This is a genomic window from Winogradskyella sp. MIT101101 (assembly GCF_047126865.1).
Taxonomy (GTDB): Bacteria; Bacteroidota; Bacteroidia; order Flavobacteriales; family Flavobacteriaceae; genus Winogradskyella; species Winogradskyella ouciana.
On the sequence record NZ_CP138982.1, the window covers coordinates 2,123,193 to 2,135,941 of the forward strand.

14 protein-coding genes are annotated in these 12,749 nt (G+C 33.3%); all 14 read left to right on the forward strand.

The features are described 5' to 3' along the window. The 14 genes from rfbC (at window position 1) to wzy (ending at window position 12,735) form a co-directional block, all read left to right on the forward strand. Window positions 1-546: a dTDP-4-dehydrorhamnose 3,5-epimerase gene (gene rfbC / locus SIB89_RS09550; RefSeq protein WP_412559603.1), complete on the forward strand. Its 546-nt coding sequence runs from the start codon at window positions 1-3 to the stop codon at window positions 544-546. Next, window positions 543-1,388: a dTDP-4-dehydrorhamnose reductase gene (gene rfbD / locus SIB89_RS09555; protein ID WP_412559604.1), complete on the forward strand. Its 846-nt coding sequence runs from the start codon at window positions 543-545 to the stop codon at window positions 1,386-1,388. The genes rfbC and rfbD overlap by 4 nt, the downstream gene beginning before the upstream one ends. Before the next feature lie 91 nt (window positions 1,389-1,479). After that, window positions 1,480-2,595 carry a GDP-mannose 4,6-dehydratase gene (gene gmd / locus SIB89_RS09560; protein ID WP_412559605.1) on the forward strand — a complete coding sequence of 372 codons (1,116 nt, stop codon included), beginning with the start codon at window positions 1,480-1,482 and terminating at the stop codon, window positions 2,593-2,595. A gap of 6 nt (window positions 2,596-2,601) precedes the next feature. Then, entirely contained in the window at window positions 2,602-3,648 is a 1,047-nt protein-coding gene (locus SIB89_RS09565) for a GDP-L-fucose synthase family protein (protein WP_412559606.1), read from the forward strand. Then, on the forward strand, window positions 3,626-4,435 hold the full coding sequence (gene cysQ, locus SIB89_RS09570) for a 3'(2'),5'-bisphosphate nucleotidase CysQ (RefSeq protein WP_412559607.1): 810 nt from the start codon (window positions 3,626-3,628) through the stop codon (window positions 4,433-4,435). The genes SIB89_RS09565 and cysQ overlap by 23 nt, the downstream gene beginning before the upstream one ends. A 3-nt stretch (window positions 4,436-4,438) precedes the next feature. Then, window positions 4,439-4,894: a DUF2061 domain-containing protein gene (locus SIB89_RS09575; protein WP_412559608.1), complete on the forward strand. Its 456-nt coding sequence runs from the start codon at window positions 4,439-4,441 to the stop codon at window positions 4,892-4,894. A gap of 1 nt (window position 4,895) precedes the next feature. Then, a complete protein-coding gene (gene cysC, locus SIB89_RS09580) occupies window positions 4,896-5,498 on the forward strand; it encodes an adenylyl-sulfate kinase (protein WP_412559609.1) in 603 nt (200 codons plus the stop codon). Further along, window positions 5,491-6,396 (forward strand): sulfate adenylyltransferase subunit CysD, encoded by a 906-nt coding sequence (cysD, locus tag SIB89_RS09585; protein WP_412559610.1) that lies wholly within the window; start codon window positions 5,491-5,493, stop codon window positions 6,394-6,396. Before cysC ends, cysD begins: the two co-directional genes overlap by 8 nt. A gap of 13 nt (window positions 6,397-6,409) precedes the next feature. Next, window positions 6,410-7,663, forward strand: a complete 1,254-nt coding sequence (locus SIB89_RS09590) for a sulfate adenylyltransferase subunit 1 (protein ID WP_412559611.1) — start codon at window positions 6,410-6,412, stop codon at window positions 7,661-7,663. Between the two features lie 29 nt (window positions 7,664-7,692). Further along, window positions 7,693-8,235, forward strand: coding sequence for a hypothetical protein (locus SIB89_RS09595; RefSeq protein ID WP_412559612.1), 543 nt, complete (start codon window positions 7,693-7,695; stop codon window positions 8,233-8,235). Between the two features lie 18 nt (window positions 8,236-8,253). Then, complete coding sequence (locus tag SIB89_RS09600) at window positions 8,254-9,159, forward strand: sulfotransferase family protein (RefSeq protein WP_412559613.1); 906 nt, start codon at window positions 8,254-8,256, stop codon at window positions 9,157-9,159. After that, window positions 9,156-9,968: a sulfotransferase domain-containing protein gene (locus SIB89_RS09605; protein WP_412559614.1), complete on the forward strand. Its 813-nt coding sequence runs from the start codon at window positions 9,156-9,158 to the stop codon at window positions 9,966-9,968. The genes SIB89_RS09600 and SIB89_RS09605 overlap by 4 nt, the downstream gene beginning before the upstream one ends. Next, on the forward strand, window positions 9,946-11,295 hold the full coding sequence (locus SIB89_RS09610) for a polysaccharide biosynthesis C-terminal domain-containing protein (RefSeq protein WP_412559615.1): 1,350 nt from the start codon (window positions 9,946-9,948) through the stop codon (window positions 11,293-11,295). Before SIB89_RS09605 ends, SIB89_RS09610 begins: the two co-directional genes overlap by 23 nt. Window positions 11,296-11,502: 207 nt before the next feature. Then, window positions 11,503-12,735, forward strand: a complete 1,233-nt coding sequence (gene wzy / locus SIB89_RS09615) for an O-antigen polysaccharide polymerase Wzy (RefSeq protein WP_412559616.1) — start codon at window positions 11,503-11,505, stop codon at window positions 12,733-12,735. The last annotated feature ends 14 nt before the right edge of the window (window positions 12,736-12,749 follow it).

The window sequence follows — 12,749 nt, forward strand, 5'->3', positions numbered from 1 at the left end:
ATGATTATAAAAGAAACAAAATTAAAAGGGTGTTATACACTACAACCAAAAGTGTTTGAAGATAAAAGGGGCTATTTTATAGAGAGCTACAATGAAAACGTATTTAAAAAAGCCCTTGGAAAGAACATTAACTTTGTTCAAGATAACGAATCCCAATCCTCTAAAGGTGTTTTAAGGGGTCTCCACTACCAAACAGGTGAGTTTGCACAAGCAAAATTGGTCAGGGTTATTAAAGGTAAAGTGTTGGACATTGCAGTTGATTTGAGACAAAACTCCTTAACTTTTGGCGAACACGTCTCAGCAATTCTATCTGAAGAAAACAAAACTCAACTTTTTATACCTCGAGGCTTTGCCCATGGGTTTTTGGTCTTAGAGGATAATACTATTTTTAGTTACAAATGTGATAATTTTTATAACAAAGAATCAGAAACAGGGGTAATATACAATGACAAAGATTTAAATATAGACTGGAAATACCCAGAGTCTGAATTAATTCTCTCAGAGAAAGACTTGCTTTTACCATCTTTTAAAAACGCTAAATTATGAAGCGGATAGCTGTCTTAGGTGCTAACGGGCAATTAGGCCAGACACTAAATTCTTTAGTTGATAAAGAGCCAGACAGTTATAGCTTTTACTCAAAAGAGGATGTTGACATAACCGATAAGGAGTCAATTAGCACTCTTTTTAATAAGAATGATTTTGATTTTTGTGTCAATTGTGCCGCCTTTACAAATGTTGAGTTGGCAGAAAAAAACGTTGACCAAGCTTTTTTAGTAAATGCAGAAGGAGCAAAGAATATTGCAGAGGTTTGCCAGTCAAAAAATATAAAATTAGTTCACATTTCTACGGATTATGTTTTTGACGGAAAAAAAAGAGAACCATACACTACAAAAGACAAAACCAATCCAATAAACCAGTACGGTAGGTCTAAACTTAAAGGCGAACTCTATATTAAGGAAACAATAAAAGAGCATTACATTATAAGAACGTCTTGGCTTTATTCTCTATTTGGCAAAAATTTTCTCAAAACCATTGTCAACAAAACAAAACAAAACGTAGAGTTAAAAATTACTACAGAAGAACAAGGTACACCCACAAGCTGTTTGGATCTCTCAAGGTTTATTATTTATCTAATTAAATCAGACGATATTCATTACGGAATCTACCACTTCTCGGCCAAAGGGAAAACAACTTGGTACGGTTTTGCAAAAGAAATAGTAAAGCATTTTAACTCAAAGAAAACTTCAAATATTTTTTCTGTAGACAGTTATAAAACCATAGCTAAGCGACCTAAATATAGCGTTTTAGACATTTTAGAAACGGAAAAAATGTACAAGGATTTAAATAAATGGCAAGAAAGTGTAAAGTCGCTTATTAATGACCTGTAAGTAAAGATTCAATAGTGCTTAAATTTATATGAGAAAGGTTATTTTTGTAAATTAATAGTCTTTCAATTAGAGATTATATAATACTTAATTAATGAAAAAAATAGCTTTAATTACAGGTGTAACGGGTCAGGATGGGGCTTATCTGAGCGAGTTTCTTTTAAAGAAAGGATACGAGGTTCATGGCGTAAAAAGAAGATCATCTTTATTCAACACTGATAGGATAGATCACCTTTATCAAGACCCTCATGAGGAGAACAGAAACTTTTTTCTTCATTATGGAGACCTAACGGATAGCACTAACCTAATCAGAATTATTCAAGAGGTTAGACCTGATGAAATATATAATTTGGCAGCCATGAGCCATGTTCATGTGTCTTTTGAAACACCAGAATATACGGCAAATGCAGATGGAATAGGTACGCTGAGAATCTTAGAAGCTGTGAGAATTCTAGGTTTAGAAAAATCTACAAGAATTTACCAAGCTTCTACTTCTGAGCTTTATGGGAAAGTACAAGAAGTACCCCAGACCGAAACCACACCGTTTTATCCAAGAAGCCCTTATGCCGTAGCTAAGATTTATGCCTATTGGATTACCGTAAATTATCGTGAGGCCTATGGCATGTACGCTTGTAATGGCATCCTTTTTAACCATGAGTCTCCGATAAGAGGAGAAACTTTTGTTACCAGAAAAATCACTAGAGCTACATCTAGAATTGCACTAGGGATGCAAGAGAAAATGTACTTGGGAAATTTAGATGCTCAACGCGATTGGGGTCATGCTAAAGACTACATAAGAATGATGTGGATGATTTTACAAGCTGACGAGCCAGAAGATTGGGTAATTGCAACAGGCAAAACCACTTCAGTTCGTGATTTTGTGCGTATGTGCTTTGCTCACATAGGGGTTGAATTAGAATTTAAAGGAAAAGGCTCGGAAGAAAGGGGTTGTGTTAAATCATCAAGCAATTCTAAATATCCTCTCGAAGTTGGAAAAGAAGTAGTCTCGGTTGATGAAAAATACTATCGCCCAACAGAAGTTGACTTACTCGTTGGTGACGCGACAAAGGCTAAAGAAAAATTGGGTTGGATTCCTAAATACGATTTGCCCGCACTTGTAGAAGATATGATGTCTAGTGATTTAAAGCTTATGGGAAAGCAACAATACCTTAGAGATGGGGGCTATAGAATCAAAAATTATTTTGAGTAAACCTGTATGAAAAAAGATTCTAAAATTTATGTTGCAGGACATAGAGGCCTTGTGGGAAGTGCATTATTGGAAAATCTCCAAAGCAAAGGTTATCAAAATATTGTCACAAAAACGCATAAAGAGTTAGATTTAACTAACCAAAAAAATGTTGCAGAGTTTTTCGTTAAAGAAAAACCAGAGTATGTTTTTCTGGCTGCAGCAAAAGTAGGAGGTATAGTTGCAAATAATGTTTATAGGGCGGATTTTATATATGAAAATCTAATGATTCAGAACAACGTAATACACCAAAGCTATGTTAACAGCGTTAAGAAGTTACTTTTTTTAGGGAGTACCTGTATCTATCCAAAAGACTGCACTCAGCCCATGAAAGAAGAATATCTGCTTACTGATGAGCTAGAATACACCAACGAACCCTATGCAATAGCAAAAATCGCAGGTATAAAAATGTGCGAAAGCTATAATATACAGCATAACACCAACTTTATATCAGTAATGCCAACAAATCTCTATGGCCCAAATGACAACTTTGACTTAGAAAGGTCTCATGTCCTTCCTGCATTGATTAGAAAAATTCATTTGGCAAAACTACTTTCTGAAAATAGATACAAAGAAGTAGTTTCAGATCTTTGCGTTTCTGATATAGAGGAGGCTAAAGTCTATCTTTCAAAGTTTGGCGTAAGTGGAAACTCAGTTGAAATATGGGGAACGGGAAAACCCAAAAGAGAGTTTTTGTGGTCAAAAGATATGGCAGATGCGTGTGTTTTTATTATGGAAAAGAGGAATTTTGTAGACACATATACAAAGGGGCAAACTGAAATACGCAATACGCATATAAACATTGGAACAGGTGAAGATATTTCAATTTCTGAACTGGCGGTGATGATAAAATCAATTGTTGGATTTAATGGGGAGTTGGTTTTCAATTCAGAAAAACCAGACGGAACACTGAGAAAGTTAACAGATGTTTCTAAACTTAATGAATTAGGCTGGAAGCATAAAGTGAATTTAGAAAACGGAATTAAGGAAATGTATGACTGGTATACCAAAAAATAAGAATCTACAAACAGCAATTAAAGCATCTCTAAATGCAGGTAAGGCAATTATGGAAGTTTATGATACAGCATTTAATGTTGAAATAAAAGACGATAAATCACCCCTGACAGAAGCTGATAAAAAAGCGAATGATGTTATAAACTCCTATCTAAAAAGCACAGGTATACCAATAATTAGTGAAGAAAACAGAAGAATTGACTATGCTATAAGGAAAAACTGGGACACTTGCTGGATTGTAGACCCTGTAGACGGGACCAAAGAGTTTATCAAAAGAAACGGAGAATTTACAGCAAACATAGCTTTGGTTGAGCATGGAAGACCTTTATTGGGTGTGATTTATGTACCAGCTATAAAACGGCTATATTTTGCAGATGTACAAAAGGAGTTAGCTTATTCTGCAGATTTACCCTCCCATGGTTCTTCTATAGATATGGTTGACGCAATTGCGAAACCGCTAAAACCAAAAACACCTTCAAATTCGGTTGAAGTCGTCGGAAGCCGTTCTCATATGAGCCAAGAAACAATGGATTTTGTTGAAAAAATTAAATCAACAGGAAAAGAGGTTAATATAGTTTCAAAAGGAAGCTCATTGAAGTTTTGCCTAGTTGCAGAAGGTAATGCAGACATTTACCCTAGATTTGCACCTACCATGGAGTGGGATACAGCAGCGGGCCAAGCCATTTGCAATGCTGTTGGTATTAAAGTAATTTCAGAAGATACTAAAGAAGCACTTCTTTACAATAAAGAAAACTTATTAAACCCGTGGTTTGTAGTCTCAAATCAATAGAACATGACCGTTTATAAAACCGAGTCACATATTAGAAGTGTCCTTAAGGGTGTTTCTTGGCGAGTAGTTGCAACGACCGATACTGTTTTGGTTGTGCTTTTAGTTACTTGCTTAGACGGAAACTGTAGTATAGACAGCGCTATTAAGATTGGGGTAATTGAGTTTTTGGTAAAGTTTATAATTTACTATTTTCATGAGAGAGCCTGGCAAAAGATACTAGTAAACAAGAAAGTTACTCAAAAGCAAACACTTAGAAAGACAATTTCGTGGCGTATCATTGCAACCACAATGACTTTTTTTATTTCGGGATCTGTTTTAGAATCATTTGATCAGATAGCACTATATATTGCGCTTACAGAATTATTTACGAAATTCGCACTTTATTATTTACATGAAAGAATATGGCTAAAACTTCCTTTGGGTAGAATTAGGCGCTTTTTTTATGGTAAGAGAAGATAATATGTCAAAAAACATTATACCACATAGCTATCAGATTTCTAAAGAAAACAGACTAGCCTCAAATAACCATAGTTCTTTTGTGTTATGGTTTACGGGTTTATCGGGCTCAGGAAAATCTACCATAGCAAATGTGGTGGAACAAAAGTTATTTCAGAGAGGTATTAATACTTATACCTTAGATGGCGACAATATTAGAAAAGGAATTAATAAAGACCTTTCATTTTCACCAGGTGATAGAACGGAAAATATTCGCAGAATTGCTGAAATTGCAAATCTCTTGGTTGATGCAGGTTTAGTGGTTTTAGCCGCATTCGTTTCTCCTTATAAAAAAGATAGAGAGAATATTAGAACTATCGTCAAAGATATTAACTTTGTTGAAATTTATATTAATACGAGCGTTGATGAATGCGAACGAAGAGATGTAAAAGGTCTGTATAAGAGAGCCAGAGCAGGAGAAATTAAAAACATGACAGGGATTTCTGCTCCCTATGAAGCTCCAGAAAACCCAGACATAGAAATCAAAACTGAAAATGAATCTATAGAGGACGCCGCCGAAAGGATCATTGAATTTATAAAACCAAAATTAAAACTCAAAAATGAGTAAATATTATTTAAATTACTTAGATGAATTAGAGAGTGAGGCTATTTTTGTCTTACGTGAAGTATGGGCCCAGTTTGACAACCCTGTAATTTTATTTTCAGGTGGAAAAGACTCTATTTTGGTTACACACTTAGCGAGAAAAGCATTTTATCCAGCAAAGATTCCTTTTCCACTTATGCATGTTGATACAGGGCATAATTTTCCGGAAACCATTCAATTTAGAGATAACATTATAAAAGAATTGGGTGTTGAACTTATTGTAGGTTCGGTACAAGAATCTATTGATGAAGGACGTGTATCTGAAGAAAAAGGAAAAAACGCTACAAGAAATGCACTGCAAATCACAACACTTCTTGATGCTATAGAGACTAATAAAATAGATTGCGCTATTGGTGGTGGGCGTAGAGATGAAGAAAAAGCGAGAGCTAAAGAACGTTTTTTTTCGCATAGGGATGATTTTGGTCAGTGGGATCCTAAAAACCAAAGACCAGAGCTTTGGAACATTTTCAACGGCAAACATTTTGAAGGTGAGCATTTTAGAGCTTTTCCAATCAGTAACTGGACAGAAATGGATGTTTGGAACTACATTAAAAGAGAAAACATAGCCATACCATCATTATATTTTGCACATGAACGTGAAGTCGTTTGGAGACAAGATAGCTGGATACCTAATTCTGAGTTTTTGATATTAGAAGATGATGAGGAAATTGTAACAAAGAAAATTCGATTTAGAACACTTGGCGATATAACAATAACAGGTGGTATAGAGTCTGATGCAGACACTTTGGAAAAAATCGCAGATGAAGTGTCTGGGATGAGACAAACAGAACGAGGCAATAGAAGTGATGATAAGCGTTCTGAATCTGCAATGGAAGATAGAAAACGTCAAGGATATTTTTAAGAAATAACGAGTAATGTTAGATAACAATCAATTATTACGGTTTACAACCGCAGGCAGTGTAGATGATGGCAAAAGTACCTTAATTGGTCGATTGCTGTACGATTCAAAATCTATTTTTGAAGATCAATTACAGTCAATTGAAAACACCAGTAAAAAGAAAGGGCACGATGGTGTAGATTTAGCCCTGTTTACAGATGGGCTCAGGGATGAAAGAGAACAAGGCATAACTATAGATGTGGCCTATAGGTATTTTACAACTCCAAAACGCAAGTTTATAATAGCAGATACTCCTGGGCATATTCAATATACTAGAAATATGGTCACTGGTGCCTCAACTGCTAACGCAGCTATCATTCTCGTTGATGCTAGGCATGGTGTTATTGAACAGACAAAAAGACATTCGTTCATAGCTTCTTTATTACAGATACCACACGTTATTGTTTGTATAAACAAAATGGATTTGGTTGATTATTCTGAGGATGCATATAACAAAGTAATCAATCAATTTGAGGAATTTTCATCTAAACTGCTTGTTCAAGATATTCGCTTTATACCCATTAGTGCCTTAAACGGAGATAATGTAGTAAATAGATCTAAAAATATGGATTGGTATCAAGGAGCGCCCCTCTTACATACCTTAGAGACCATGCATATTAGTAGCGATATAAATAAGGTTGATGCCAGATTTCCTGTTCAAACTGTAATTAGACCTCAGAATGGTACCCACAGAGATTATAGAGGGTATGCCGGTAGAGTTGCCAGTGGTATATTTAGAGTTGGTGATGAGGTGACGGCTATGCCCTCTGGCTTTTCATCTAAAATAAAATCAATCGATGTTTTAGATAAATCATTAACAGAAGCATACGCACCAATGTCTGTATCGGTCACTTTAGAAGATGACATTGATATAAGTAGAGGAGACATGATTGTAAGGTCTAATAATAAGCCGGAGCCTTCTCAAGATATTGAGGTTATGCTTTGTTGGTTACACAATAATTCCGCAAAGCCAAGAGCTAAGTACAGTATCAAACACACAACCAATGAACAGAAGGCAATGATTAAAGAGGTTATTTACAAAATAAATATAGAAACATTGAATCGTATCACGGAAGATAAAACCTTAAACATGAACGATATCTCAAAAGTTAAGATAAGGACCACAAAGCCCCTTATGGTAGATTCTTACAGAGAAAACAGGACTACTGGTAGTATTATTTTAATAGACGACGCTACAAATGAGACAGTAGCAGCTGGTATGATAGTATAAAATACCACTGTTGACATAAACACGACGATATGACTTTTAAAAAAACATTTAAAATAGGGCTAATCGCTTTAGCTTCATTTTTAATTACCAATTGTAATGAGGAGAAAAAAAACAATCCTAAACAAGAGGTTAAGCCCGAAGTAGTTACTCCAAAAGTTTTCAAAGCTACAATAAAATTAAAGACATCTGTTGAAGATAAATTTTCACTTATAATGAATAATGTTAAAATAGATGAGTTTCAAAAAATGAATATTTCCGCTTATGAGGTGATACCCACTTCTACAGCTATGGAAACATTGGAAGTAACATTTTTTGAAGGAATCTTTTCAAACCTCATTATATTGGACTTAGGAAATAAAGCGGAAAAAAATGTTGAAATTAGTAGTGTTGAATTAACCTATGGATCAAATGCAATATTGGCATCAAATGATCAAATCAAAGACTACTTTAGATTAAATAAATTTGTTTCTTATGATGACGAGAATAATATTTTCGTGACGAAAAAAATCAACGGTCAGCATTTTCCAAGATTAATATTAAAACCAAATATTATCAATAAACTTAAGAAGTGAAAACCGCCTACTCTTTCAATGGATAAAAATGACTTACCAGATTTTTTAATAGTAGGAGCTTCTAAGTGTGGCACCACGGCTTTGTCATCTCATTTAAGCCAAACAAAAGGCATTTTTATCTCAACTCCCAAAGAGCCAAAGTACCTTACATACTCATTTTTAAAGAATAAATACAAAGGACCAGGTGATGACTATACCTTGAAAAAAAGTATTAAATCCCTAGAAGATTATAAAAGATTATTTTCAAAAGCCCCTATAAATTCCATAAAAGGAGAAGCAAGTGTGGACACGTTATATTACCACGACATGGTTATTCCTATTATAAAAAATACTATAGGGAATCCAAAAATTATTATTATGCTGAGAGAACCAGCCTCAAGAGCATTTTCAGCATATAAGCATTTGGTTAGAGACTCAAGGGAAGTAGAATCTTTTCAAGTAGGATTAGAAAAGGAAAAAGAGAGATTACAAAAAGGTTTTGAATTTATTTGGGCATATAAAGCAGAAGGTCTTTACTATTCATCTGTCAAAGCTTATATAGAAAACTTCAAAAATGTTAAAATCATAATATTTGAAGATTTTATAAAAAATCAAGAGAAAGTGGTTAACGATGTGCTAACGTTTTTAGGCGCGGAGGGTTCTCACAAAATTAGTTCAGCTATTGTTAATAAATCTGGTAAACCCAAATCGGTGTTTCTACACAATTTATTAACCAAAGACTATTTTATTAAAGATATTTTTAAAAGAATTCTCAGTGAAAAAACTAAGGCTAAAATTAAAAACTTTACTTTTAATAAAAACCTCAACAAAATACCAGAAGACAAGGAGACATTAGAAAACCTAAGAAAAGATTTTAGTGAAGATATTGATAACCTCGAAAACCTTTTAAGTATTAATTTAGACGTCTGGAAAAAACTGAAATGATAATAAAAAAAATAGAGCACGCTCTTAGACTTATATACGTTAATTCTATTACGCACTTTAACAATTCGGTTTTAGTTGTGGAGTATCCAAAGTCTGGTGGGACATGGTTGACCCAGTTAATCTCTGGCATATTAAAAATACCTTTCCCACAGAACAAATTTCCAGTTTTTGGTAGGGCTATATACCACAGTCATTATCAACCCAAATATTTCATAGATAAGAATAAAAAGATTGTATGGTTAGTTAGAGACGGAAGAGATATAATGGTTTCCTCTTATTTTCACTATTTAGTGTGGAATAATAAGAATAAAAAAAATCCTAAATTAGTAAACTATTATAGAGATAAATTACAATTTAAGAATTATGAAGATATCAATTCTAATTTATCGACCTTTATCGAGTTTTTGTTTACAGACCAGCCCTCAAAGCTAAAATTTTTTAACTACCCTGGTGATTGGGCAACTTACAACAAAAAGTGGCTTAATGTAAGCAAGAGTAAAGATAATGTTTATATAATTAGGTATGAAGACATGCTGCTAAATACCGAATTAGAAATGACCAAACTGGTGGATCATTTCTTTAAAAAAGACAATGTTTGTAAAAATCACTTAAAAGATATAGTCCATAAATTTTCATTTGAAAACCAAACCAAGAGAAAGCCGGGAACAGAAGACAAATCAAGCTTTCTAAGAAAGGGAATCTCTGGTGATTGGAAAAACTATTTCGATGACGAAGCAAAAGTAGTATTTAAAAAATACGCAGGCCAAACACTCATAGATTTAGGCTATGAAAAAGATGACAATTGGTAAATGTATGGCTATTATTCAAAAGCTTCAACAAATTATCAAAGGGCGCTTATTTCAAGACAGCTTTAAGGTGATGGTATTGAGGGTTTTAGGGTCTGGATGTCAATTTTTGGCTCTGTTTTTATTAACAAACTATGCTTCTGAAATTTTAGTAGGTAAATATAATTATCTAAACTCCATGTCTATTCTTCTAGGTTCCCTCGCTTTATTTGGTATGAATAGTTCTTTTCTTCAATTTACAGGAAGATTTAAAGCAGAAGGTAATGATGAAGGGATTGTAACTTTAACCAAAAAGAAATATTTACTAGTTTTTCTTGGCTATGTTGCTTTTGTTACAGCATATTTACTTATATCAAGAGTTTTTGATATTGAATTTTTCAACGAAGATAAAATTTCAATTTTTGACAAAGTTATGCTGATTATTTTACCGTTTTCATATACTATGCTCAATCTTGAAGTTTTAAGAGGGCTTGACAAACTTATCTTTTCTGAGTTTTACAGAAATATTTTCAGGTACGGCGGACTATTGGCATTAGTGTTAATCCTTTTAATTTTCGATTCAATTAATTTTATATTAAATGGGTATATTATATTATTTTATCTACTGTTCTTATCTTCAACCGGTGTTATCGCAACTTATTTTAACCGAAAAGATTATTTGTTCAAAAAAGTAATAAATTGGAATTTAAAAGAAATTTTAACCGTTTCATTTCCAATGTCGTTAACTTTCGTCTCACTTTTAATTATGCAAAGCTTCGACATTTTCCTGCTAGAAAAGCATTATACCTTTGAGACTGTCGCCTATTACGGTGTAGCGATAAAAATTTCGGCAATCGTGAGCATAGTGTTGTCATCTATTAACGCAACCATGGCCCCTAAAATTTCAAACCTATTCTATTCTGACAAAAAATTAGAACTTAAAAGTATAATCAAAAAGGGGGTAATTATAAATTTTATATTTACCTGTCCATTAATTTTGATCATGCTAGTGTTTTCTAAATCTATTTTGGCGTTTTTTGGGTCGAATTACGTCTTAGCCTCTACCGCAATGATTTTAATACTAATTGGACAAATGTTTAACGCTTTTTGCGGACCAGTGGGCTTATATTTTAATATGACTGGAAGACAGAAAAAGTTTCGTAATATTATATTTTTATCATTGTTTGTTAATTTGATCTTAAATCTCATTTTAGTGCCAAGATATGGTATGATAGGAGCCGCTATGAGTACGGCTTTTTCATATGCATCATGGAACGTATTTGGTGTCACTTATATATATATGACAGACAAGATTAATCTAACAGTATTATCTGTTTTAAGCAGAAAATAAAATCAAATTTTGAAATTAAGGACATTAATTCTTTTCACCTATTTACTTGTAAGTTCACTATTATTTATATGGAGCTTACAGCTTAATATATTAGTGTGGCTTTCGTTCTTCATTAACTTCATTTTTTTAACATATATAACCTTTAATCACATTGTAAAAGAAAAATTATATTCACCGTTTATTTCCGCATATATCGTTTTTAACTATTTGTTTTTTTTAGTTGCCCCACTAATTCAATTGCTTGGTATGAAAAGCGAAGGGAGTAACTTGTTTCCAAATTTTTTCCCCGCAACAACGGGTGGTGTTGTAGAAACAAATCTTGTTATATTATTATTTCATCTTGTCTTTTATTCTTGCTATGTTTATTTAAAAAAGACAACGTTTTTTAAAAAACAAGTAAAAAACAATTTTAATAATGACCCTTTAATTAGTCTTAAAGTTCTTACATTTTCCTTTTTGGGAATTGTAATATTGGTGTTGAACTATGATTACCTAATTCTTCAAATTAGTGAATCTCATTGGCGCGTTAAGAAAGCTATGGATATTTCAGTTTCGGCTATGCTTATTAAAAAGAAAGTGTTATTTACCCTTCCTTTGGCAGGAGCCGTTCTTGCAGTTTATTATTTAAAACTCAAAAGAAGAGTTTCAACAAACACAATGATCGTCTTCATTGCGCTAATGGTATTAGTTCTGACCACTCTATTGTTAAAAAACCCTCTTACAGAGAAAAGAAATGCAATCGGACCGCTCTACATAGCCATGATTTTTATTTTTTACCCCAAACTAATAAATACAAACGCTAAGATGTTTGTTTTTTTGTTTTTATCACTGATTATTGCTTTTCCTCTCATATCTTCTCTAACACATTTAGATGCTACTTTTGATGATATAATTAGTAACCCAGGGCTTCTCGCCGACCATTACAGAGAGGAAGGTATTTTTGATACATTTAAAATTTTGCACTATGATGCCTTTGCCAATATAATGGCTACTATCGATTATGTTTCAGTTTATGGACTTTCTTTCGGTTACCAATTGTCCAGTGGATTATTATTCTTTATTCCGAGATCTATTTGGGTTTCAAAGCCATATTCTACAGGTGAATTAATAGGAGGTTACCTCATTGATGATTACGGATTTAATTACGATAATTTATCTAATCCAGTTGTGTCCGAGGGCTATATTAACCTTGGAATATTAGGTGTTATTTTAATGGCAATTGCGTTAGGTTTTGTTGTGGTCTTTTTTCTTAAGTGGCTAAAATCCAATGACCCATTAAAAAAAATTGCCGCTTTTTATTTCTCCGTACATTTAATTTTTCTTTTAAGAGGAGATTTTACTAATGGGTTTTCATATTATGTAGGCACTTTCATAGGCATGTATATTCTTCCATTAATAATAGGGTTTTTTGTGCGAGCAATGTTTACAAAAAAAATATAAAGTGATAACATCTA

Bases quoted from the DNA above. Each gene is read 5' to 3' on its own strand.
- rfbC (WP_412559603.1), top strand. From the start codon at position 1: ATGATTATAAAAGAAACAAAATTAAAAGGGTGTTATACACTACAACCA.
- rfbD (WP_412559604.1), top strand. From the start codon at position 543: ATGAAGCGGATAGCTGTCTTAGGTGCTAACGGGCAATTAGGCCAGACA.
- gmd (WP_412559605.1), top strand. From the start codon at position 1,480: ATGAAAAAAATAGCTTTAATTACAGGTGTAACGGGTCAGGATGGGGCT.
- SIB89_RS09565 (WP_412559606.1), top strand. From the start codon at position 2,602: ATGAAAAAAGATTCTAAAATTTATGTTGCAGGACATAGAGGCCTTGTG.
- cysQ (WP_412559607.1), top strand. From the start codon at position 3,626: ATGACTGGTATACCAAAAAATAAGAATCTACAAACAGCAATTAAAGCA.
- SIB89_RS09575 (WP_412559608.1), top strand. From the start codon at position 4,439: ATGACCGTTTATAAAACCGAGTCACATATTAGAAGTGTCCTTAAGGGT.
- cysC (WP_412559609.1), top strand. From the start codon at position 4,896: ATGTCAAAAAACATTATACCACATAGCTATCAGATTTCTAAAGAAAAC.
- cysD (WP_412559610.1), top strand. From the start codon at position 5,491: ATGAGTAAATATTATTTAAATTACTTAGATGAATTAGAGAGTGAGGCT.
- SIB89_RS09590 (WP_412559611.1), top strand. From the start codon at position 6,410: ATGTTAGATAACAATCAATTATTACGGTTTACAACCGCAGGCAGTGTA.
- SIB89_RS09595 (WP_412559612.1), top strand. From the start codon at position 7,693: ATGACTTTTAAAAAAACATTTAAAATAGGGCTAATCGCTTTAGCTTCA.
- SIB89_RS09600 (WP_412559613.1), top strand. From the start codon at position 8,254: ATGGATAAAAATGACTTACCAGATTTTTTAATAGTAGGAGCTTCTAAG.
- SIB89_RS09605 (WP_412559614.1), top strand. From the start codon at position 9,156: ATGATAATAAAAAAAATAGAGCACGCTCTTAGACTTATATACGTTAAT.
- SIB89_RS09610 (WP_412559615.1), top strand. From the start codon at position 9,946: ATGAAAAAGATGACAATTGGTAAATGTATGGCTATTATTCAAAAGCTT.